The organism is Paludibacter sp. (genome assembly GCF_009712605.1).
Lineage (GTDB): Bacteria > Bacteroidota > Bacteroidia > Bacteroidales > Paludibacteraceae > Microbacter.
Window position 1 is genome coordinate 573,126 of the sequence record NZ_WASO01000001.1, and the last position, 23,223, is coordinate 596,348.

At 45.5% G+C, this 23,223-nt stretch carries 14 protein-coding genes; 6 read left to right on the top strand and 8 right to left on the bottom strand.

Annotated elements, in window-relative coordinates; all coding sequences use genetic code 11:
* Positions 1-35: 35 nt before the first annotated feature.
* Positions 36-1,454, bottom strand: a complete 1,419-nt coding sequence (locus F8N35_RS02135) for a glutamate synthase subunit beta (RefSeq protein ID WP_293049700.1) — start codon at positions 1,452-1,454, stop codon at positions 36-38.
* A 95-nt stretch (positions 1,455-1,549) separates the two neighbouring features.
* Positions 1,550-6,076 carry a glutamate synthase large subunit gene (gltB, locus tag F8N35_RS02140; RefSeq protein WP_293049701.1) on the bottom strand — a complete coding sequence of 1,509 codons (4,527 nt, stop codon included), beginning with the start codon at positions 6,074-6,076 and terminating at the stop codon, positions 1,550-1,552.
* Between the two features lie 927 nt (positions 6,077-7,003).
* Between gltB and F8N35_RS02145 the strand changes: the two genes are divergently transcribed.
* Positions 7,004-8,467, top strand: a complete 1,464-nt coding sequence (locus F8N35_RS02145) for an ATP-binding cassette domain-containing protein (RefSeq protein ID WP_293049702.1) — start codon at positions 7,004-7,006, stop codon at positions 8,465-8,467.
* Positions 8,468-8,476: 9 nt separating this feature from the next.
* Here the strand turns inward: F8N35_RS02145 and F8N35_RS02150 are convergent, their stop codons facing one another.
* Positions 8,477-9,832 (bottom strand): MATE family efflux transporter, encoded by a 1,356-nt coding sequence (locus tag F8N35_RS02150; RefSeq protein ID WP_293049703.1) that lies wholly within the window; start codon positions 9,830-9,832, stop codon positions 8,477-8,479.
* 367 nt (positions 9,833-10,199) lie between these two features.
* On the opposite strand from F8N35_RS02150, the gene F8N35_RS02155 reads away from it, so the two are divergent.
* Positions 10,200-11,768 (top strand): aromatic hydrocarbon degradation protein, encoded by a 1,569-nt coding sequence (locus F8N35_RS02155; protein WP_293049704.1) that lies wholly within the window; start codon positions 10,200-10,202, stop codon positions 11,766-11,768.
* A 125-nt stretch (positions 11,769-11,893) separates the two neighbouring features.
* Entirely contained in the window at positions 11,894-12,361 is a 468-nt protein-coding gene (locus F8N35_RS02160; protein WP_293049705.1) for a GNAT family N-acetyltransferase, read from the top strand.
* Positions 12,362-12,569: 208 nt separating this feature from the next.
* On the opposite strand, the gene F8N35_RS02165 is transcribed toward F8N35_RS02160, so the two are convergent.
* The 4 genes from F8N35_RS02165 to purT all read right to left on the bottom strand — a co-directional run bounded on the left by F8N35_RS02165 (position 12,570) and on the right by purT (position 18,886).
* A complete protein-coding gene (locus F8N35_RS02165; protein ID WP_293049706.1) occupies positions 12,570-13,445 on the bottom strand; it encodes a carbon-nitrogen hydrolase in 876 nt (291 codons plus the stop codon).
* A 115-nt stretch (positions 13,446-13,560) separates the two neighbouring features.
* The gene (locus F8N35_RS02170; RefSeq protein ID WP_293049707.1) at positions 13,561-16,377 is read right to left on the bottom strand and encodes a sugar-binding domain-containing protein; all 2,817 of its coding nucleotides are present in this window, start codon (positions 16,375-16,377) and stop codon (positions 13,561-13,563) included.
* A gap of 187 nt (positions 16,378-16,564) precedes the next feature.
* The gene (locus F8N35_RS02175) at positions 16,565-17,599 is read right to left on the bottom strand and encodes an agmatine deiminase family protein (RefSeq protein WP_293049708.1); all 1,035 of its coding nucleotides are present in this window, start codon (positions 17,597-17,599) and stop codon (positions 16,565-16,567) included.
* A gap of 108 nt (positions 17,600-17,707) precedes the next feature.
* Entirely contained in the window at positions 17,708-18,886 is a 1,179-nt protein-coding gene (purT, locus tag F8N35_RS02180) for a formate-dependent phosphoribosylglycinamide formyltransferase (protein ID WP_293049709.1), read from the bottom strand.
* 416 nt (positions 18,887-19,302) lie between these two features.
* Here purT and tnpA point away from each other — a divergent pair, with 416 nt between their 5' ends.
* The 3 genes from tnpA to F8N35_RS02195 all read left to right on the top strand — a co-directional run bounded on the left by tnpA (position 19,303) and on the right by F8N35_RS02195 (position 21,492).
* On the top strand, positions 19,303-19,764 hold the full coding sequence (gene tnpA / locus F8N35_RS02185) for an IS200/IS605 family transposase (protein ID WP_293049710.1): 462 nt from the start codon (positions 19,303-19,305) through the stop codon (positions 19,762-19,764).
* 453 nt (positions 19,765-20,217) lie between these two features.
* Positions 20,218-20,880, top strand: coding sequence for a pseudouridine synthase (locus tag F8N35_RS02190; protein ID WP_293049711.1), 663 nt, complete (start codon positions 20,218-20,220; stop codon positions 20,878-20,880).
* Positions 20,881-20,961: 81 nt separating this feature from the next.
* Positions 20,962-21,492 (top strand): pyridoxamine 5'-phosphate oxidase family protein, encoded by a 531-nt coding sequence (locus tag F8N35_RS02195; protein ID WP_293049712.1) that lies wholly within the window; start codon positions 20,962-20,964, stop codon positions 21,490-21,492.
* Positions 21,493-21,781: 289 nt separating this feature from the next.
* Here the strand turns inward: F8N35_RS02195 and F8N35_RS02200 are convergent, their stop codons facing one another.
* Complete coding sequence (locus F8N35_RS02200) at positions 21,782-23,008, bottom strand: TlpA disulfide reductase family protein (protein ID WP_293049713.1); 1,227 nt, start codon at positions 23,006-23,008, stop codon at positions 21,782-21,784.
* Positions 23,009-23,223 lie beyond the last annotated feature (215 nt).

Consider the following 23,223-nt stretch of genomic DNA (forward strand, 5'->3'; position numbering starts at 1 on the left):
ATCTGCTTACCGAAATATGCTGAGAGGGAAGTAAATCAAGCCTTCAAGAATTCGTCGATACTTTCGGCAGTGTCACGACCCGAAGCGATGGCACGTACGACCAGAGATGCGCCCAGAGCGGCATCACCGGAAGCAAACACTTTGTTTATTGATGTTTGGTGTGAACCGTCAACCGCAACATTTTTGCGTTCGTTCAGTTCTACGCCTAATTCCTGCAACAAGCCTTCGTAGAGCGGATGAACAAATCCCATTGAAAGGAATACCAAATCAGCTTTGATGGTGTCGACTTTTCCGGTACGTTTCAAATTCATACGACCGTTTTCGTCTTTTGTCCATTCTACTTCTTCTACTTCAACGCCGGTTACCTGTCCGTTTTCGCTGAGGAAACGCAGTGTGTCAAGGTTCCAGCGACGTTCGCAACCTTCCATGTGCGACGATGATGTTTTCAAAACCATCGGGTAGAGAGGCCACGGTGTTTCAGGATTTGAACCAACCGGAGGTTTGGGCATAATTTCGATCTGTGTGATCTTTTCTGCTTTTTGACGAACAGATGTTCCAACACAGTCAGATCCTGTATCGCCACCACCGATTACCAGTACATGTTTACCTTTGGCGTTGATTCTTTCTGCATCTGGAATCTGTACTCCGGCAATGACACGGTTTTGTTGTTGTAAGAATTCAAGAGCAAAATAAATTCCTTTGGATTCGCGTCCCGGAACTTTCAGGTCACGCGGAACTCCGGCTCCGATTGCTACACAAACAGCATCGTATTCTTTCAGAATTTCTTTTGTGGTAACGTCAACTCCAATGTTGACAGATGTCTTAAATTCAATACCTTCTGTTTTCATCAGGTCGATACGACGATCGATTACAGATTTGTGCAGTTTGAAATCAGGAATACCAAGGCGGAGAAGACCTCCGATGGTTTCGTCTTTTTCAAATACGGTTACGGTATGTCCTTTGCGGTTGAGGCGGTTAGCGCAAGCCAAACCGGCAGGGCCTGATCCGATTACCGCAATTTTCTTTCCTGTGCGTTGTTTCGGAATGATAGGATTGATTAACCCTTCGATAAATACTCTTTCCGCAACAGCAGCTTCGTTTTCACGAATGGTGACAGGCTGTTCATGCAACTTCAAAACGCATGATTTTTCGCATGGAGCAGGACAAATACGACCTGTGAATTCCGGAAAATCATTGGTAGAAGTCAGTACTTTATATGATTGTAACCATTTTCCTTTATAGGCAAGATCCTGCCATTCAGGCTGCTTGTTACCCAGCGGACAAGCCCAGTGGCAGAAGGGCACGCCGCAATCCATACAGCGTGATGCCTGTAACTTGCGATCTTCAATGTTGAGAGTTTGTTCAACTTCGGAAAAATCGCATACCCGTTCGTCAACAGGCCGGTAGCCGGCCTCTTTACGATCGATACTCATGAAAGCTTTTGGGTTTCCCATTATCTTATTTTCAATTTACTATTTACAATTTCTTTTTTCCGTCTGACATCAGAGAAGAAACGATTTTGTCGTCTCTCCTCCTTTTACTCAAACCATTAATAATCACGTTCTACACTTGCAATCTTAGCTTCAAGCGCCGCAAGACGTTGTGCATGAAGAACTTTTTTGTATTCGATAGGCATTACCTTGATGAACTGATCAACGTAGTTGTCCCAGTCGGCAAGCATTTCTTTTGCAACAACACTGCCTGTATAGCGGGCATGTGCTTCGATGAGATCGTATAGTTCTTTGTTGTCAACAGCTTCTTCCACCAACGACAGTTCTACCATTTCCATGTTACAGAAGTAGTCGAAATTGCCGTCTTTGTTCCAAACGTAAGCGATACCGCCACTCATACCGGCTGCAAAGTTACGTCCTACTGTTCCAAGAACTACGGTACGGCCACCGGTCATATATTCACAGCAGTGGTCTCCGGCACCTTCAACAACGGCGATAGCTCCACTGTTTCTTACGCAGAAACGTTCGCCTACCTGACCGCTGATATACACTTCGCCGGTAGTAGCGCCATAAAGCAACGTGTTACCTGCGATAATGTTTTCGTTCGATTTGAAGGTAGTTCCAACAGGAGGAACAACAACAATTCTACCACCCGACAAACCTTTACCAAGGTAGTCGTTCGCATCTCCTTCGAGACGGAAAGTGATGCCCGGAACGAGGAATGCTCCAAAGCTTTGTCCTGCCGAACCGTTGAAGGTAATGTTGATAGTTCCTTCCGGTAAACCTTCTTCTCCGTTTAATTCAGTAGCTTTCCCAGCCAACATGGCACCAACAGCACGGTCAGTATTGTCGATCTTGTAGTTCAATTGAACTGCCATTTTTGATTCCAGAGCCGGTTTACAAGCCTTAATCAATTTAAGGTCAAGGATTTCGTCTATTTTATGATCTTGTTCTACAGCCTTACGGGTGGCATTTGCTTTTGCTTCTTCGGGGCGATAGAGGATTTTTGATAAATCAATTTTGCTCAGTTTCGAACTTGCCGGATATTGTTTCGGAACGAGAAGATCGGAACGTCCGATAATGTCGTCCAGTTTGGTGTATCCGAGTTCAGCCAGACATTCACGAACTTCTTCTGCCAAGAAATTGAAGAAGTTAACGAGATATTCGTAGCGACCTACGAAATGTTTCCGCATTTTTTCGTCCTGTGTGGCAACGCCCATCGGACAGGTATTGAGGTGACACTTACGCATCAGTACGCAACCCAAAACAATCAGGGCACTGGTTGCAAAACCATATTCTTCAGCACCGAGTAGAGCCATTGTAACAATATCGTGTCCGGTTTTCACCTGACCATCGGATTGTAGTCTTACTTTGCCACGGAGGTTGTTCAGAACTAATACCTGTTGAGTTTCAGCCAAACCTAATTCTGCGGGCAGACCGGCATGACGGATGGAACTCATCGGACTTGCACCTGTACCACCTTCGCAACCGCTAATCAGTACCATGTCGGCTTTCGCTTTCACAACACCGGCAGCAATTGTGCCAACTCCTGTTTCAGACACCAGTTTTACACTGATGCGAGCTTTAGGATTTACGTTTTTCAGGTCGAAGATGAGCTGAGCCAAGTCTTCGATTGAATAAATATCGTGGTGAGGCGGAGGTGAAATCAACGAGATGCCAGGGATTGAGTGACGTGTTTTTGCAATCATCTCATCAACTTTGAAGCCCGGTAACTGACCACCTTCACCCGGTTTTGCACCCTGAGCGATCTTGATCTGAATTTCGTCAGCGTTAACCAGATAGTGGGTTGTTACACCGAAACGTCCCGAAGCAACCTGTTTGATGGCACTACGTGTAGAAGTACCGTCAGGTCTTGGTTTGTAACGTTCGGGGTCTTCACCACCTTCACCGGTATTACTCTTACCACCCACTTTGTTCATTGCCATTGCCATTGCTTCGTGAGCTTCGCGGCTGATAGAGCCGTATGACATAGCACCTGTAACAAAACGTTTGGTGATTTCGCTTGCCGGTTCAACCAACGAAATGTCGATCGGGTTTCTCTTGAACTCCATCATGTCGCGGAGGAAGATAGGGTGTTCTTTCTCGTTAACGAATTTGGAATATTCTTTGAACTTCTTGTAGCTTCCCAAGCGGGTTGCCAACTGAAGTTTTGAAATCGTTTCCGGATTCCAGGCGTGTTGTTCACCGGTAACACGATAAGCGTAGTTGCCGTAGTTGTCGAGCAAGTCGTTAACCACGTCGCTTTCAAAACCTTTTTTATGAGATTTCAGGATGTCATTGGTAATGTCGCTAAGATCCGCACCCTCAATTTTAGAAGACATTCCTCTGAAATATTTTTCAAGGAGGTCATTTGAAAGACCGATTGCTTCAAATATTTTGGCACCGTTGTAACTCTTAATCGTAGAGATACCCATTTTCGACATCACTTTCAGCAAACCTTTGTGGATTGCTTTCAGGAAGTGCTTTTCGGCTGTTGCAAAGTCGAGTTGGATTTCTTTGCGGTTTACAAGGTCATTCAATACTGCAAATGCCATGTATGGGTTCACGCCGCTTGCTCCGAAACCAACCAACAGTGCAATGTGCATTGTTTCGTAAGCTTCTGCTGTTTCAACGATCAACGCGATTTGTGCACGTTTACATTTGTCGTTGAGGTAATGGTGTACAGCTGAAAGTGCCAGCAGAGAAGGGATAGGAGCCTTTTCTGTACTAACGCCACGGTCGCTCAGGATTACATAATTGATACCTTCGTCAACGGCTTGTTCTGCTTGTTTGCAAAGGCTGTCGATAGCTTCTTCCATGCCTTTGGTGCCGGCAGCGGCATCAAACAACATTGGCAGGCGCTTGGTTGTAAATCCTTTGTATTTCAGGTTGCACAAAATGTCCAGTTCGGTGTTGGTCAATACAGGAACCGGGAGGCGAACTACTTTACAGTGTTCTGCCGACGGTTTCAGGATGTTTCCACCGATAGAACCAATATAGTTTGTGGTGGACATAACCAACTCTTCACGAATCGGGTCGATAGGAGGATTGGTTACCTGAGCAAACTGCTGACGGAAATAGTTGAACAAGCGTTGTGGCTGGTCTGACATTACTGCCAAAGGAATATCGCTACCCATCGAACCGGTCGGTTCAACACCTGTAACACCCAGTGGTTGAATGATACGTTCGATATCTTCGCGGTTGTACCCGAAGACGCGCAACATTGTTTCGTAGTTGTCAACGGTGTTTTTTACAGTTCTACCGGATGACAATTTGCTCAAAATTACACGGTTCTTTTCGAGCCATGTTTTATACGGATGTTCGTTAGCCAGTTCTTCCTTGATTTCGGCATCGTATTTAACAGTGCCGGTTTCGGTATCCACCATCAGGATTTTACCCGGACGAAGGCGACCTTTTTCTTTGATTTGTGAAGCATCGATGGTTAATACACCGGTTTCGGAAGCAACTACCATCACATCATCTTTGGTGATGAGGTAACGGGTAGGACGCAAACCGTTTCTATCGAGTGTGCCGCAAGCGTAACGACCGTCGGAAACCAGCAAAGTTGCAGGCCCATCCCACGGTTCCATGAAGATACTATGGTATTCGTAGAACGCTTTCAGTTCGGGAGAAATCGGATTTTTGTCGTTGAAACTTTCGGGAACCATCATCGCGAGTGCATGAGGAATGCTCATTCCGCTCATTACGAAAAATTCCAATGCGTTGTCAAGCGATGCCGAATCACTCATGCCCGGCTGAATCAGCGGCTCGAGGTTTTCCATCGTGCCGAGTTCTTCCGGATTTAGAACACTCTTACGTGATTCCATCCAGCTGCGGTTACCACGGATGGTGTTAATTTCACCGTTGTGACCCAACATGCGGAATGGCTGAGCCAACGCCCAGGTTGGGAAGGTGTTGGTGGAAAAACGTGAGTGAACCAATGCCAGTGCACTGGTGAAATATGGGTTTGTCAGGTCAGGGAAGTAGCTTCTCAACTGAATGGAAGATAACATCCCTTTGTAGATAATCTTTTGTGTGGAAAGGCTCACGATATAGCACTGTCCTTTTTCCTGAATATTGGAGTCAAGAATAGCTTTTTCGATTTTCTTTCTAACGATATACAGTTTTCTTTCCAAAGCAAGCTGATCGTTCCCTCCGGTGATGAACAGCTGCTTTACGTCGGGTTCTGCGGCCAGAGCAACTTCTCCCAATACTTCGCTGTCAACAGGGACATTACGAATATGTGTCAATGTAAGCCCTTCTTTTTCAATTTCTTTCTTGATAATTGAAAGGAGAGTTTTCTGGTCGGATTCGTTTTTCGGAAGAAAAAATAATCCTGTTCCATACTTGCCTTTTTCCGGAACAGGAATTCCCTGCAGAAGAATAAATTCGTGAGGAATCTGCACTAAAATTCCGGCTCCGTCTCCGGTCTTGTTGTCTGCACCTTCAGCTCCGCGGTGCATCATGTGCTCAAGCACTTGCAATCCGTTTTCAACGATATCATGCGATTTGCCGCCCTTGATATTCACCACTAAGCCTACTCCACATCCGTCTTTTTCATTTTCAGGATGGTACAAGCCTTGGGGCTGTGGAAAGTTCGGATAGTTCATTCTTTGTTGTTCCATTTTGATATTTGGCTTTGCATTATTGTCATGTATCTATGCCAATGCTGTGTTTTTTTAAGATTGACATGACAATACGTTACAGATTATTCTTTTTTCGGGTACAAATGTCCGAATTTTTTACGTGATGTCAAAATTTTTGACGTGAAAACATGTGATTTTATGCAAAAAAAATGACTTTTGTGAATAAATATACAGCAAAAAGAGCAGCTTATACTCAAATTGTAATCCTGCTCAATGCTGTGAAAACAAAGATTACGAAAGATTTTCCGATAATTAAAAACAAAATATATGCTTTAAAAACAAAGATATTCCGTTTTTATGTATCCTTGAATTCTTCGTGATGGCTCTGTTTTTTGTCTGTTTTTCGAATACAGTAAATTGACTTCAAAGATAGCAAATCTCTTCCTTTTTTTCTTTGTGCAAGCGAGTCGTAATTCGATTCTGATGAAGGTTAAAAGCGACATGCGGGTGGTTCATGGCGGATTGCAATGAATGCGACAGGAAATGAAAAAAGGGAGATGTTACCGCTCATCTCCCCCTTGCTTGTAAGAAAACTCTAACTATCAATATCTGCCGGGCAAATCAACAACGCTTCGGTATAATTCTCATCATCTCTTGTGTCGGATCACGGCCGGGCAAACACTACCATTATATTCATTAACGAACATGTTTTTACTGGAATAATCGAATAGCCTGTAAAAAAACACTATTGATGGACAGGTAAATTGGCTTGTTCAGCGAACGTTTATTCCTTTATAAAACGAGTTATAAAGGTACAACCGTGAAAATCTAAAGTCAATTTTATGCAGTTAAAGATGCTCAAAGTATTTTGTCTGGCTTTGTTTGGTTTAAATTGGCGTTTTATTCAAAAGAGGTTGTTGATCCCATCATTCTTTGGCATCTTTGCACTCTCAAAACAGAATGCGAATGAATCTCTTTTTATCTCTTGAAAACGCTCTGCCCCGAATTCCGGGAACCTCTTTTAGTACCCCTGTCAACTGGCAGATTCAAAATGGTGAGATTTGGGCTGTCGCCGGTGAAAATGGGAGCGGAAAGTCTCTGCTTGCCGAGCTTATAACCGGACAATATGGCTTAAACAAAGGTGATATAACCTATCATTTTTTGGAAACGATGCAGCAGGATAATCCGGATAAAGTGCTTCATGCCTGGGATTTTATAAAATTGGTGAGTTTCAATTCTACCTATTCCATTGTTGATTTTCGACCGATGTATTATCAGCAACGCTTTAATAGTACAGAGTCTGAAGATTCTCCGTATGTAAGAGATTTGTTGATGGGCGACGGTTCAAAACATCCGGTAACAGACGAAATTGTTGAGGCTTTAAATATCGCGAAGCTGATTGACCGCAAACTGATTCAACTTTCGAGCGGGGAGCTGAGAAAATTGCTGATTGCGAAAATAATGGCGACCAATCCCCGTATGCTGATTTTTGATAATCCGTTTATCGGTCTGGATGTCGCCTCACGTAATCAGTTGAATGAACTGTTTGTGCGGATGAATATGCAGGGCATTCAGCTGCTGTTTCTTGTGCCGTCAGCAGTCGATTTGCCTGATTGCACGGAGCGGGTACTATTAATGGATAATTGTCGCGAGACTTCAATGATGAGTGCTTCCGAGTACAGAGCAATGCATCAACAAAAGCAAGAACTCACGTCTGAAATTTGTATCGACTGGGCTAAATTTCCAACGCCTGAAGATCAGCCGGAGGCTTGTGAGAATGTAGTTAAAATGGAGGATGTGGAAATTTCCTACGGAAAACAGATTATCCGTCAGGGAGTGAACTGGACCATACGCAAAGGCGAGAAATGGGCGCTGCTGGGACCAAACGGTTCGGGCAAGTCGACGCTACTAAGTTATATTTTTGCCGATAACCCTCAGGCATATTCAAAAAAACTGACATTGTTCGACCGTCGCAGGGGAACCGGAGAAAGCATCTGGGAAATCAAAGCGCGTATCGGATTTACCTCTTCTGAAATGCATCTCTACTACAGAGAAAATGTTCCTTGCTTGTCAGTGGTTGCTTCCGGCTTCTTCGATAGTGTGGGGTTGTTTCGTAAATGCTCCGAATCGCAGTTGGAAATTGCCCTTCAGATGCTTGCGTTGCTCGAATGTGAACATCTGAAAGAAAGGCCCTTCCTTAAAATATCCTCGGGAGAACAACGGCTGGTGCTTTTTGCCCGTTCGCTGGTGAAAAATCCCGAATTGCTGATTCTCGATGAGCCGTTTCACGGTCTGGATGCTTCCAAAAAGCAGTTGTGCCGTCGGGTGGTGGAGAGTTTCTGTGAGCAACCAGACAAGTCACTTATTTATGTAACTCACCGTAGGGAAGAGATTCCGGCTTGCGTGGATAATTATATGGAGTTGGGGTGATTTTCTGCGTTATCTGTTCCGTTTGATTTTTTGCATTTGCAATTGCAATACTGCGAACGTAATGATGCTGGCAATTAAATCACTGGTTGGACCTGCTGCCCAAATGCCGTATAATCCGAACAGATGCGGAAGAATAAACAGTGCCGGAATCATCACGAGTACCTGCCGCAGTAGCGAGAGAAAAATGGCTGTTTTTGCCATTCCTACCGACTGAAAAAAGCTGGAGGTCACAATCTGAAAACCTACAATCGGGAATATCGCCATGTTGATACGAAGGGCATGCGCCGCGATGTCAATCAATTGTGGATTGGAGGTGAATGCTCTGGCAATGGAATGCGGAATTAGTTGAGCAATAATGAATCCGATTGTGGTGGTGATTGTCCCTGCAATTACCGTCAGTTTATAGACATGCAGCATCCTGTCGTAAAGCTTTGCTCCGAAATTGTATCCTGCAATTGGTTGCATTGCCATATTGAACCCGAATACTACCATTATAAATAGCATCAGAATGCGATTGGTAATACCGAATGCTCCAACAGCCATATCCCCGCCGTACGTCATGAAGCTTTTGTTCATGATGATAACAATGACGCAAGAACATAAGTTGAGAAGGAAGGGCGACATGCCGATAGAAAATATATCCCCGATTATCTTCTTTTTAAGTGCAAAATAGCCTTTCCTGAAATGAATGTAGTTTTTAGGATTGATGTAATGGGTCAATACCCAGCAGCACCCTGTGATTTGCGCGACAACCGTGGCTGTAGCGGCACCCCGAATGCCCCAGTGGAAAATGAAAATGAATATCGGTGCTAATGCCAGATTGACACCGACGGTGAGCAATGACATGAGCATTGCTTTTTTAGGGTAGCCTGAGGCGCGGATAATATTGTTGAGCCCGATAAACATATGATTGAATACGTTACCGGCAAGAATTATCTGCATAAAACTGCGGGCATAGGGAAGAGTCTGGTCGCTGGCGCCGAAAAGCCGCAGGATGGGGTCGAGAAATATCAGCATCGTAATTGCAAACGTCAGGCCTACCGTCAGATTCATTACAAATGCATTACCCAGAATGCGGATTGCTCCGTCTCTGTCTTTCCTTCCCAGATAAATTGAAACCATCGTTGATGCTCCGGCTCCAACCAACGATCCAAAGGCCGCTCCGAGGTTCATAAACGGAAACGTGATGGCCAACCCGGCGATTGCCATCGGACCAACCCCCTGTCCGATGAAAATGCTGTCTATAATGTTGTAAATAGAGGTGACCGACATTGCAACAATTGCCGGAACTGAATACTCTATAAGTAACTTCTTTATGCGTTCCGTGCCCAGTTGGTTTGGCGCTCCTTTGTCGTTTTGATGCATTATAACTTCGTTTTGATAGCCGGAAAATAGGATTTCCTACCGACAGCCTGACATTTCCTGCTTTTTTTGCCTTAAAATTTCTGCAAAGTTAATGACTATTCCCTCTATTTAAAGCAATGGGGAGAAATGTCTGTATGTTGTTTGGTTTGATTTGAAACGGTTGCAAATGAAACAATATCAGGTGTTTGTGTCTGGTTTTGAGGGAATGAAGATGCTCATAAAATATAGAAATGTGCCATAAATAATTTGATATTGCACAAATGATGAAAAAATGTGTAATTTTGTCGCCAGAAAAATTAATTAATTTTTAATTTAAGATAGAGGCTCAACTTTAATTCGGCCTCTTATCTTTTTTAATCTGTAAATAATGACAATTAAAAAAACATGTTTTCTCCTGTTGCTGATTTTGGCAACAAGTCCGGTTTTTGCCGGAGGACTACTTACCAATACAAATCAGAGCGTACATTTCTTACGCAATCCGGCCAGAGATGCATCTACCGAAATTGATGCCGTTTACACCAACCCTGCAGGTTTGTCGCTCCTTACTGATGGTTTTCATTTGTCGCTGACTAATCAGAGTGCATTTCAGACACGTGAAATTACCTCAACATTTTCATCTTTTGCAAATAATGGCGGTAGTGCCACGAAAGAATTTAAGGGCGAAGCTTCGGCGCCGGTTATCCCAAGTTTTCAGTTGGCCTATAAGAAAGACCGTTTCGTGATCTCAGCCGGTTTTGCAATATCCGGTGGCGGTGGCAAAGCAACCTTTAATCATGGCTTAGCTTCTTTTGAAGCTCCGATTTCATTGATTCCAAAAATGTTGGAAAACAAAGGTGTGCCTACTACGGCCTATTCTGTAGATGAATTTATGGAAGGCCGCCAGTTTATCTTCGGGTTTCAACTGAATGGGACATATAAAATCAACGATATGTTTTCCGGTGCCCTCGGTATGCGCCTGAATATTGTGAATAATGCATACAAGGGACATCTGCGTAATATTCAGATCAATCCGGTACATCCGACATTGAATCCGACAGGTGCAACAATTTCGGCTAATACTTTCTTCTCCAATGCGGCAACTGCGGCTCAGGGTGCATCCAATTCGTTGGCGCCTATCATTACAGCTGGTTATGGTTCTTACACCATGTCGCAGTTGGTCAGTGCGGGTGTCCTGACTTCGGCTCAGGTTACACAGCTGAGTACCGGTTTGGGACAAAATGTAAGTTCGTTGCAGGCATCACAGGTGCAGAGTGCGTATAATACCGCTGCGGCAACTTACACAGCCAGTGCTAAAGCTACGGCCGATAAAGAACTGGACTGTACGCAAACAGGTTGGGGTGTAACTCCGATCATTGGCCTGAATTATCATTATGCAGGCTTGAATATCGGGGCAAAATATGAATTCATTACCAAACTCAATATTCAGAACAACACAACGGTAGATGATACCGGCATGTTTGCCGACGGTGTGAATACACCGAGCGATATTCCGGCATATCTGGCTGTGGGTGCTGAATACCAGTTGTGTAAAAAATGGAAAGTGTCGGGTGGCTATCACCATTTCTTTGATTCGGATGCAAAAATGGCCAACGACAAACAAAAGTTCATCAACGGAGGCGTAAACGAATTTTTGTTTGGCTCTGAATATCAAATCAACGACATGTTTTTGGTGAGTGCCGGCGGTCAGATTACCCGGACAGGTGTAACAGACAACTATCAGAGCGATATGAGTTTCAGCCTGAGTTCATATTCAGTTGGTTTTGGCGGTGCAATTAATGTCTCTCCGAAAATGAGATTAAACCTCGCCTACTTCTTTACCAATTACAACAAATGGACAAAAACTTCGTCAAACTATAACGGAACGACTTTTGCCGGAACCGACGTCTTTTACCGTACCAATAAGGTGTTTGGTATCGGATTGGATTATAAATTCTGATTTTTTTATTTTTCGTGATATATAAGTAAGTGAAGGCATGGTCTCGGGATGAGGCTATGCCTTTTGTTTTTGGAGCGGGATGCCTATCTTTGCAGCCAATTAACTAAAATAAGATTCAAATCCACATGATGAATTATTCCATACGTCCTGCTCAGGATGCTGATTTTCCTGCTATTTTAAGTATCATCAAAGAGTTGGCTTTGTTCGAAAAAGCCCCTGAGAAGGTGACTAATTCCGTTGAACAGATGCTCGAAGAGAAAGATTGTTTTCGTTGTTTTGTGGCAGTGAACGATCAAAACGAAGTGCTGGCGATTTCGCTCTATTTCTTTGCCTACTATACATGGGTTGGCAAGTCGCTGTATCTCGACGATCTTTACGTGCGCAAACCTTTCCGCAAACAGGGAATCGCATCGGCTTTATTGAAGAAAATATTTGAGGTTGCTCGCGAGGAAAATTGCAAGCGAGTACGCTGGCAGGTGCTCAACTGGAACGAGAATGCCATCAAGCTCTACGAAAAATGTGGTGCCACTATCGATAACGAATGGTCGAACTGCGACTTCGACAGACAAGGAATTCTGGAATTCAGTTTGTAATTTTTCGCACACAGACGACACGGAACAAGCGGATTAACACAGAAATCCATAGATAAATGTATTGGTGTTATGCTGTGCTTTTCAGTGTAATCTGTGTGCTTTGACTTCAAAAAACATGGAATAGATGGATAGCCACGAAATATTTTCATGAATAAATTATCCGTGTTCTTCTGTTTAATCTGTGTCCTCCGCGTGCTCAAATTGTCGTTTAGTCCCGAAAGCGTTTGGTGATATCTCCGAATGCATCAATGCGGCGATCGCGGAAGAAGGGCCACATGCGGCGCACGGTTTCGGTGCGTGACAAGTCAATGTCCAGAATCAGGTTTTCTTCTTTATCTGAGGAAGCCTGTGTCAGAAATTCGCCTTGTGGACCGGCAACAAAACTGCTTCCCCAAAACTGAATACCATTGGTGACGCCTGACGGATCGGCTTCGTAACCGGTACGGTTCACCGAAATTACGTGCAATCCGTTAGCTACGGCGTGAGCACGTTGCGAAATGATCCAAGCTTCGCGTTGGCGCGCTTTCTCATCGTCGGTATCGGTCGATTCCCATCCGATAGCCGTAGGATAGATCAGTACGTCGGCTCCGGCCAATGCCATCAATCGAGCTCCTTCGGGGTACCACTGATCCCAGCAAACCAGTACACCCAGTTTGCCGACCGATGTCTGGATCGGTTCAAAGCCCAAATCGCCCGGAGTAAAATAGAATTTTTCGTAGTAAGCCGGATCGTCGGGGATGTGCATTTTTCGGTATTTGCCGGCAATGGTACCATCTTTCTCAATCACCACGGCCGTGTTGTGATGCAGGCCCGGAGCTCTTTTTTCAAACAACGAAAGTACAATAACCACGCCCAGCTCTTTCGCCAAAGCCCCGAACTCTTCGGTAGAAGGCCCCGGAATGGTTTCGGCCTGATCGAAATTGGCAGGATCTTCCACCTGGCAGAAATAGAGTCCGTTGTGCAACTCCTGCAAAACAATCAACTCCGCACCCTGACGGGCACAGACGGTGATGTTCTGTTTCAGTTTCTCGATATTGCCGCGGGTGTCAGCGGTGTTGGTTTGTTGGATAAGAGCTATTTTCATGTACGATAATTTGAGAATTTGAGAATTTGTGGATTAATCTGTGTGATAAATTTGAAAATCAAAGAAATTTCATCTTCAAATCTTCACATTCTCAAATTCCCAAATCGGGTTTGTTTTACTTCAGCAAAGTTCGTAATTCTTCTTCGTTTATCGAAAATTCCGGATTGAATTTTTCGGAGTGCATGTAATCGAGGATAGAACGGTACAGCTGATTGGCTTCCGGTTTGTCGACAATTTTACCGAGTCGCGACATGCAGATCAGCAATTTTCCTTTTCCCATTTTGAATTCAAAGATAAGACCGAATTTATTGTTTCGCTCCAGATTGTCGATCACCTGCACGATGGGGCGATAGGCTTTGTCTGTCGTATTCAGGTTGAGCGGATTGCTGTTGTGGATAATCGACCACCATTGCCAGTTGGTATAAAAATCAGTTGGAAAAAGATCAAATAACGGATGCTTCGGATCCATCAATAACCCCATGGTGCCGGGCGAAACCGGTTTTTTGTTCGATTCTGAAATGCCTTTGAACATGCCGAAATTCCAGAATTCGGGATTAAATAATCCTTTGACGCTGTTGTGCGAAACAGAGTCAGGCTGAGGAAATAACAATACGTTGGCTCCGTTTTTTAGCAATGCAATGGTTTCCTTATTCAATGATTCGGTGATCATTATGGTCGGATCGTTCCCGATGGCTTCGGGAGTCGGATAAAGCCAGAGGGGATAGCTGTTCCGGTAGGTTGTACTGTCGATGGCGATTTCGAGGTTCAGTCGTTGTGGTGTTTGCAGACTGGAAAAAGAAAAACTGATTGTGCCCTGATTGCTCAATTGTCCGTTGGCGATTTCGCGCTTTTTAAACTTGCCTTCCCGCCATACTCTACCATTTTCTCCAATTAATTTCCAGGAAATGTTGTTCCGAATGCTTTTGTCTGAATAGTTGGCAACTTCCACGTTGGCAGAAAACGTTTCCTGATCGCTCCAGCAGTATTTCTCGAACGACAGTAGCGGAACGACATCGTTGCAAAAATGGATCCACTCGTCGCGACTGATCACCTCCTTACTGTCCATAAACGCATCCAGAATACCGACCAAAGCCGTTCCCTGACCGGGATAATCCTGAAGATCGAGTAAATGGAAGCCGGCCATGCCTTTTGTGCGTAATGCTGCTTCGATTTCAGCACGGTAACACAATGCCGCTAACGCTCCCGAAGCTTTGGTGAAAAGCTGATTTTGGTCTATCATTCCGGCTTTAGCCAGACGGTCGCGGAACTCTTCCAGATTGCGGGCATTCAATACCCCGGTATATTTGGCAATCTCCTTATAGTCGGGATAAACCTGATATTGCCCGATCTCGTGACTGATCAGCGGTTTGTTGATGTGATTTACTCCATAGTCGTAATTGATTTGTGTCGAAGGAGAAACCGTGTTGAGGATGCCGCCGTCTTTCGAATCGCAAAAAGCATGGATCAGCCGGATGTGTGTCAGAATAGAATCGTGCGCAAAGGGTGTGCGTGCTGCCACGTGGTAATCTTCCTCGTCGATGGAGGGCGCATAGCCAATGTTATTGTTCGATCCTTCCGAATAAAGCGGGCGGCTGTCGGCTTGCTTCAGTGTCGTCAGTACTTTTTTTACCCGTTCGTGACCGCTCCATATTTCGTTGCCCATGCCGAACATTACAAACGAAGGGTGGTTGGCGTAGCTTTTAAGCAGGGCAATTCCTTCTTTTGTAAGCATCATCGCTGTGCTGTCGGCATCGAGACCGCCCCAGAAAGGAAGTTCCGGTTGCAGGTAGATGCCCAGATGGTCGGCGGCGGTGAAAGCTGCCTCGGGCGGGCACCAGGTGTGGAAACGATAATGATTGATGCCGTACGATTTGGCAATGCGGAACACCCGCATCCAACCGGCTGTGTCCATGGGAGGAAATCCGGTGAGCGGAAAGACGCATCCGTCGTGTTTGCCCCGAAGGAAGGTGGTTCTTCCGTTGATGGTAAACTGTGTGCCACGCGTGGTAAATTTCCGCATTCCGAAAGTCGCCGTTCGGTTGTCGGCTTGCTTGCCGTCACTGACCACCGCGTTGATTTTGTAAAGTGGTTGGTGATACTCGTCCCAAAGGCTGATGTCGGAGAAGTTGTAGGTAACAGTCAGTGTCGAATCGGATTTCAGTGTGAAACCGGCAAGAGGCAGAGCTTCGGTTTTCCCGTTTTCTTCTTTTGAAATAAACAGGTCGAGCGAAACATTGCCGGATTTTGGCGCACGATTCAGTTTGATTCTGCAAACAGCTTTCTTGTTTTCAATGTCGGGAGTGACTTGCAGGTCAGTGATGTGTAGCGGTGTCGATGCTTCCAGACAGAAGCGACCGATAATCCCGTTCCAGTTGGTTTGGGTATCGTCGCTGTACATGTGCACGCCACCGTACGGAGTTCGATTCGCGTTGTTATCTATGCAAAGGGTGATGATGTGTTTGCCGGGAGTCAACAGGCGGGAAAGATCATATTCTTGCGGCGACTCCAGCAGCATAGATTCTCCGGCAAATTGTCCGTCGATCCACACTTTCGCTGGTTTGGTGCGTTCCATAAACAGAGAGATCGAACGGTTTTTCCAGTTTGCCGGAATTATGACCTCTTTGCGGTACCATGCCGGGCCTTCGTACAGGTAATTGCGGTTGAGGTGCATTGTGGTGCGAGTGTCATTTTTCCGGCCTTTGTGGTTGGTGTCGGTAGTGCCGGGCAACAGAATGGAATCGGTAAAGGTTGGGGCAGCTAACTTTTGTCCGATATTCACATTGTTTTCGTCTGGCGCGAATTGCCAGTTGCCCGAAAGATCGATGGTTTCGCGATATTGCTTGTCGGCAGCTTTGAAAGAGAACAGTGCCGGAATACACAGCAAAAGAAAAACAAGAGATTTGAGGCGGAGTGTTTTTCGGAGTGAGATCATATCAGGTTAATTTAAGGTGAAAGCCGGACGATATTTTACCACAAAGTTCGTAAAGGAAAGCACTAAGGACACAAAGGATGACGCAAATTGAAATCTTCGAGAGCTTTGTGAAAGTACTTTGTGCTCTTTGTGGTGAATAAAAAAGTGAAGGCTTCACACGGAGTGAAACCCTCACTCATAAGGTCGTTTACAATACTCCTTCAGGGAACTGCATCGTCACGCAATGCAATGATCCGTGCTGCTTGATGAGCGAACGGCAATCGATGCCGACAATCTCACGGTCGGGGAAGGCTGCCTGTAATTGAGCTTTAGCAATCTCATCTTTCGGTGAATCGTATGTCGGCATCAGCACGGCTCCGTTCATGATGAGGAAATTGGCATAGGTTGCCGGCAAACGTTCTTCGTTGAACAATACGCAATCGGCCATCGGCAGCGGAATGAGGTTGTAGGGCTTGCCCTCCATCGTGCGGAATGCCAGCAACTCTTCTTCCATCAGGCTGAGTTCTTCGTAGTGTTCATCATTTTGATCGTCGCACTTTACGTAGGCAATCGTGTCGGGCGAACAGAGGCGGGCCAGCGTATCCACGTGACTATCGGTGTCATCTCCTGCCAGATAACCATTTTTCAGCCAAAGCATCCGTTTGGCGCCGAACACCATCAACAGGTATTCATCCAGCTCCTCTTTCGACTTGTGGTCGTTACGGTTGGGCGAAAGCAGGCACTCTTCGGTGGTGAGGATGGTTCCCTCTCCGTCCGATTCGATGCTGCCGCCTTCCAACACGCATTGCAGCATGTTTTGATAAGCCACCGTCGGTTGAAACGTATCCGAATCGTAGAGCCGGCGGGTGATCTGATTGTCAAAGTTGGCGGCATATTTCATGCCCCAGCCGTTGAAGGTGAAATCGTAGAGATAAGGGTCGCCTTCCACCATCACCGTGATGGCACCATGGTCGCGTGCCCAGGTGTCGTTGGTCTCTATTTCACGGAAAATAATCTGACTGAAGTCGATGCCGTCGCCCAACTGTTCGCGTACGGTGGCACTGTCGTGACAAACGATCAGCAACTTTTCACGTTTCACGATCTCTTTTGCAAGAGCAATGTAGCATTGGGTTACCTCTTCCAGAATGTAATTCCAGTCGGTATCCGCGTGCGGCCAGGTGAGCTGAATGCCACTCTGTGGCGCCCATTCGGCAGGTAAAACTATTTGTATTTGATTCGGCATAAGTTGAAAAGTACTCAGTATACAGTATTCAGTACGCAGTGATTGAAAGACGCAATTGAATTGAATTGATAATCCGTGTTGACGAAGTCATCCGTGTCATCCGTGGACTCAGATTATTTTTACTTTGTGCGCTGCTTCTTCTGCTTTGGCACGGGCTTCGTCGGTATCGTTGCCGGTGGCTAACACCACACCCATGCGGCGACCCGGTTTGCAGAGCGGTTTGCCGAAAAGACGGATTTTGGTATCGGGAACATGAATCGCTTCGGTAATATCAAAAGTGGGGTTCCAAGCTTCTTCGGTCGCTTTGATGACGTGCGTGGCACCGCATTGTAATAGTCGGGTATCGACCGGCAGACCAAGAATGGCTCGAACATGCAGCTCGAATTCGGACATTACCTGTGTGGCCATCGTCACCATGCCGGTGTCGTGCGGACGGGGGGATACTTCGCTGAAGATCACCTTGCCGTCTTTTACAAACAGTTCCACACCGAAAATGCCGTAACCGCCCAGCGCGTCGGTCACTTTCAGGGCAACCTGTTCTGCCTGTCGGATGGTGTCCGGTTCCATGGCGCAGGGTTGCCAGCTCTCGTGGTAGTCGCCGCTGATCTGTACGTGACCGATCGGTGCACAGAATTTGGTGCCGAAAGCGGTGCGAACGGTGAGCAGCGTTATTTCGTAGTCGAATGTAATAAACTCTTCGATAATCACCCGGCTGCCGATGCCACGGGCAGCTTCGTGGGCGTAGTTCCATGCCTTGTCGATATCGGCTTCGCTCTTGATGGTGCTTTGTCCCTTGCCCGACGAAGACATAATCGGTTTTGTTACGCAGGGAATACCGATCTCTTTCACGGCAGCGCGAAACTCTTCGGCAGTGTCGGCAAAAAGATAACGGGCAGTTGGCAGTTGCAAGGTTTCGGCAGCCAGACGGCGGATGCCTTCGCGATCCATCGTTAGACGGGCAGCGTGCGCTTTGGGAATTACGTGGAAGCCTTCGCTCTCCAGTTGTTCCAGCATCACGGTGTCGATGGCTTCGATTTCGGGCACGATCAGCGCCGGAGCTTCGCGTTCGATGACGGCACGCAGCGCTTTACCGTTTTTCATATCAATAACATGACAGCGATGAGCCACCTGCATAGCCGGTGCGTTTTCGTATGAATCTACTGCGATGGTTTCCACTCCGAGACGTTGCGCCTCGATCACCATTTCCTTACACAATTCGCCGCTTCCGAGGAAGAGCACACGGGTGGCACCCTTCTGCAGAGGCGTGCCGATTGAAAGAGTTGACATAGCTAAAGTTTTATGCTACAAAAATAACCATTTTCGGTCGATGGGTAAAATAGGAATGGATATTCGTAACGGAAAAAGTGTGTAGACCTGTAATCATGCTGTTGCTTGAGTTGACGCCCTAAATTTTGTGGCTCTAAAATGCCAACAAATAATGTCACTCCTAACGGAGCTATATTCTACACTGAATATTCTTTTTCTACCATAATTTGACTCCTACGGAGCCATTTGTTTTGTGGAAAGACAATCTGAATGTTATGATTCAAGGCCCCGGAGGGGTCGAATTATGGTAGGATGGAATGACGGAATGTCAAATTGCGGCTCCGTAGGAGTCGAATAATAGATTCAATAAAAATGCCATTATGGAAATAAATCTTTATTGCTATGTTTGTCATTATAACCTAATTGACTAGCCGTCTATGCCGAACACTTACACCCAATTCAATCTACATGTTGTTTTTGCTGTGAAAGGCAGGGAGAACATTTTGTCAGCAAAGATCAGAGAAGAGTTATTTTCCTATATTGCCGGCATTGTCAACAATAAAAAGCACTACTCACTGGCTGTAAACGGATATAAAGACCATGTTCATCTATTTTTTGAATACAATCCGGCTTTTCCCGTTTCTGATTTGATCAGAGATGTAAAATCGGGTTCAACTGTATGGATCAACAGTCGGAAACTTGTTCCCGGTAAGTTTAGTTGGCAGGAAGGGTATGGGGGATTTTCTTATTCTCGTTCGCAACGGGATGTTGTGATAAAGTATATCATGAATCAGGAGAAACACCATCAGGGTAAATCATTCAAGGAAGAGTATATGAAGCTTTTGGTAGATTTTGATATTGAGTTCAAGAATGAATATTTGTTTGAATTTTATGAATAATTTCACTCCTAACGGAGCTCCATTCCTCACGGAATACTCTATGCCTACCATAATCCAGACTCCTACGGAGCCATAGTTGTACCTGTATTGAAATATTTGCTTCAAGGCCTCGGGGAACAAATTATGGTAGTCTTGAAAATTGGCTCCCTGATATTTTCGGTTTTTACAAAATGCCAACAAATAATTTCACTCCTGACGGAGCTCTATTCTACACTGAATATTCTTTTTCTACCATAATTTGACTCCTACGGAGCCAGATGCTTTGTGGAAAGACACTCTGAAGGTTCTGATTCAAGGCCCCGGAGGGGTCAAATTATGGTAGTCGGATGGAATGTCGCAATGTCAAATTCCGGCTCCATAGGAGTCGAATAATAAATCCAATTTAAGATTCTCAGAGATGGTGGGGTGAATCAAGGTAATTCCTCTACCTTTGCACCTCAAAACACCAACCCTATGCTCGACATCCTTTATCAGGACGAATATCTGATTGCCATCAACAAGCCCTGTGGCCTGCTGGTGCATCGTACCTCCATTGCTGAAGAAAACGAGGTGTTTGCCCTGCAATTGTTGCGCGATCAGGTGGGGCGTAAACTCTTTCCGGTGCACCGCATCGACCGGCCGACGTCGGGTGTACTCGTTTTTGCATTCTCACCGGAGGTGGCCCGATCGCTCAACGATCAGTTGACCAATGGAGAATCGCATAAAAAATATGTGGCTTTGGTGAGGGGTTGGTTTCCCGAAGAGATGATTTGTGAACGACAGGTAAAGAATGACCGGGGAAATTTACAGGATGCCATTACGCGTTTCGTTCCCTTGAAACAACTGGAACTCCCGCTGGCTACCGACCGTTATCCGACCGCGCGTTTTTCCGTGGTGGAGGCATATCCGTTGACCGGCCGCTGGCATCAGATACGGCAGCATTTGGCACAGTTGCGTCATTACATCATCAACGATCGGGTACATGGTGACGGCAAACAGAACCGTATCTTCACCGAACAACTCGACATTCGAGAGATGTTCCTACATGCGCGCTCATTGCGTTTGCAGCATCCGGAGTTGTCTTCCGAACTGACCATCGAGGCATCTTTCCCTTCTCATTGGAATAATTTTCTCTGAAAGCGTTTTTTTGAAAATATTTTTAGGGTAGATGGAATTTTGAGGGTCTAAAAGGAAAATATCTCTTAAAATCCTCAAGTAATGAAAAACAGAGCTCTCCTTTTTTTGTCGGCAATCCTTTTGTTTGCCGGAATTTCTTCCCAGTCGCCGCTTTTTGCACAAAAAACATTACCGAAAGATTCGTTGATGAAAGCGGCCTCCGATATTATTTCACAAAACCATTACTGTTCGCTGGTAACGGTCGATTCTGTTGGTCAGCCGCAGATACGCACCATGAACCCATTCCCCAACCCGAAAGAGTTTGTTGTCTGGTTTGCCACGTCGCGCTACAGCTCCAAAGCCAGAGAGATCAGAAATAATCCGAAGGTGGCGGTTTATTATGCCGATCATGCGAAAGGAAACGGCTATGTGACAATAACCGGCACGGCAACCGTTATCGACGACAAAGATTTGCTGATGAAGATGAAACGCGACTATTGGGACGGAATATCCGGTTGGCAGGATATTTTTGTGCTGATTAAAGTGGTGCCTCAGAAATTGGAAGTGATCAATTATACCTACGGTGCAGTCAACGACCCGAAAACATTCCGGGCGCCGGCGGTGGTGTTTTAATCATCGACGGAAAATGTGTAGAGACGCGCGGCCAATTTCGTAGAAGATGTCTCAAAAGAGATATTAATTTCATAATAACTGACGAATCGAAAGTCAATCTTTGTTCTTATACCCCAAACCCCTGAAGGGGCTATGAATCTGCTATTTTTATTGGCGCAAAAGTCCCCTTAAGGGGATTTAGGGGCGGAAAATATGGAATAGTCTTTCAGTTTATGAGTTTATCAATAGCAATATTGACTTTTGAGACATCCACTGCGAACAACCGGCATGGGTTAAATCGTTACAGATTTTATTCTGCCAATAATTCGTCTACCAGTACGTTGAATTCGTGTTGGAATTCCTTGTAGAACAATCCGGTGGCCGGACCATTGAATCCGGTGTGAATTTTCCGAACCTTTCCTTTTTTATCGATAAAAATCATGGTGGGGTAACTGGCTACCTTGTCCATCTCCGGCAATGCTTTACCTGTCGCTTCCGAACCCACCTGCCCGCCGAAGAGCAGTTCGTATTCGGTGCCGTAACGTTTTTTCATCCGCAACAGGGCAGCACGGGCATAATCAAAATCGTCTTTTCGTTCGAATGCCAGACCAACAACCTCCACACCACGACCTTTGTTGGCTTTGTACCACGGAGCCAGATATTTCATTTCGTCCATGCAGTTGGGACACCAGCTTCCGAGGATGGAGACAATCACCACCTTGCCACCATAACGTTCGTCGGTGAGTGAAACCTTCTTTCCGTCGGTATTCGGGAGACTGAATCCGAAGTGATCCTTGCCCGGCTTCATGTGGGTTTGGTTGTAAGGATCAGCCAATCCCGCCTTGTCGTTGCGTGTGCCTTCCAGTCGTGTTTTGCTTTTCGTTGTAAAGAATGTTCCTTCAAAATGGTTGTTGTCCTTGAATGAAACCTCTAGCAGGTAGGGACTTTGGCCCGCGAAAGCCGAAAGATGTGCGCCCGTTTGCGTGTAAGCGCCTTCGAGGAAACGTAGGTCGCCACTGGGCGTCAGCACCGAACCGGTAATAATCCCATTGTCGGTTTGGAAAATGCCTACATTGTGCTCCGCTTCGCCTTTCGGGTCGATAAAGAGTACGTCCCATTTCCCGTCTAATGCAACAGCCGTCGGGGTTGCAACCTGTTCAAAACGTTGTTTGTTGTCGAAGCGAGCTGCAAAACGAACTTCCACATCGTTTTTGACGTAATTCTTCAGAAAGCGTCCGCTGAGAGTTCCCTCTGTTACGGCTGCCCGTATCTGAGCATCGAACGGTTCAATGGGGATAATCACCGAGTCTCCTTTGAAGAAAACCCCGTTCAGCGCCACCCGTTCTTCTCCGTTCATTAGAGTAACTACCGTCGAGTCGGCTCCACGATGGGATACCTCAAAAAGAAAAGGAGCTGAATTATCTTTCACTTCCAGCGTTCCACGCCAGATGCCGTCGTTAAGTTTCGGAGTGGCGGCAAATGTTGCGATGCTGCATCCGAGAGCAATTCCTGTTATAATAGTTTGAATTTTGCGCATAACAATGATTTTTGAATGAAGATGCAAAGTTACGAGGATTCATCCAATTGGGATTTAGAATGGAAGAAAAGTGATTAGAAAAAGCAATCTGATAAACTGATTTTGCAAAATATAGTAAAAATGTAAATATTTTAAATGAATTCGGGACTCTCCTTTCGTTCTTTCTGAATACATTTGACACTTCATTTAACTTAAAATATTTTCTGATTTAAGTA

Excerpts from the sequence above, each read along its gene's own strand:
- F8N35_RS02135 (WP_293049700.1), bottom strand. The coding sequence starts at position 1,454 with ATGGGAAACCCAAAAGCTTTCATGAGTATCGATCGTAAAGAGGCCGGC.
- F8N35_RS02175 (WP_293049708.1), bottom strand. The coding sequence starts at position 17,599 with ATGCCGAATCAAATACAAATAGTTTTACCTGCCGAATGGGCGCCACAG.
- gltB (WP_293049701.1), bottom strand. The coding sequence starts at position 6,076 with ATGGAACAACAAAGAATGAACTATCCGAACTTTCCACAGCCCCAAGGC.
- F8N35_RS02155 (WP_293049704.1), top strand. The coding sequence starts at position 10,200 with ATGACAATTAAAAAAACATGTTTTCTCCTGTTGCTGATTTTGGCAACA.
- F8N35_RS02165 (WP_293049706.1), bottom strand. The coding sequence starts at position 13,445 with ATGAAAATAGCTCTTATCCAACAAACCAACACCGCTGACACCCGCGGC.
- F8N35_RS02200 (WP_293049713.1), bottom strand. The coding sequence starts at position 23,008 with ATGCGCAAAATTCAAACTATTATAACAGGAATTGCTCTCGGATGCAGC.
- purT (WP_293049709.1), bottom strand. The coding sequence starts at position 18,886 with ATGTCAACTCTTTCAATCGGCACGCCTCTGCAGAAGGGTGCCACCCGT.
- F8N35_RS02170 (WP_293049707.1), bottom strand. The coding sequence starts at position 16,377 with ATGATCTCACTCCGAAAAACACTCCGCCTCAAATCTCTTGTTTTTCTT.
- tnpA (WP_293049710.1), top strand. The coding sequence starts at position 19,303 with ATGCCGAACACTTACACCCAATTCAATCTACATGTTGTTTTTGCTGTG.
- F8N35_RS02195 (WP_293049712.1), top strand. The coding sequence starts at position 20,962 with ATGAAAAACAGAGCTCTCCTTTTTTTGTCGGCAATCCTTTTGTTTGCC.
- F8N35_RS02145 (WP_293049702.1), top strand. The coding sequence starts at position 7,004 with ATGAATCTCTTTTTATCTCTTGAAAACGCTCTGCCCCGAATTCCGGGA.
- F8N35_RS02160 (WP_293049705.1), top strand. The coding sequence starts at position 11,894 with ATGATGAATTATTCCATACGTCCTGCTCAGGATGCTGATTTTCCTGCT.
- F8N35_RS02150 (WP_293049703.1), bottom strand. The coding sequence starts at position 9,832 with ATGCATCAAAACGACAAAGGAGCGCCAAACCAACTGGGCACGGAACGC.
- F8N35_RS02190 (WP_293049711.1), top strand. The coding sequence starts at position 20,218 with ATGCTCGACATCCTTTATCAGGACGAATATCTGATTGCCATCAACAAG.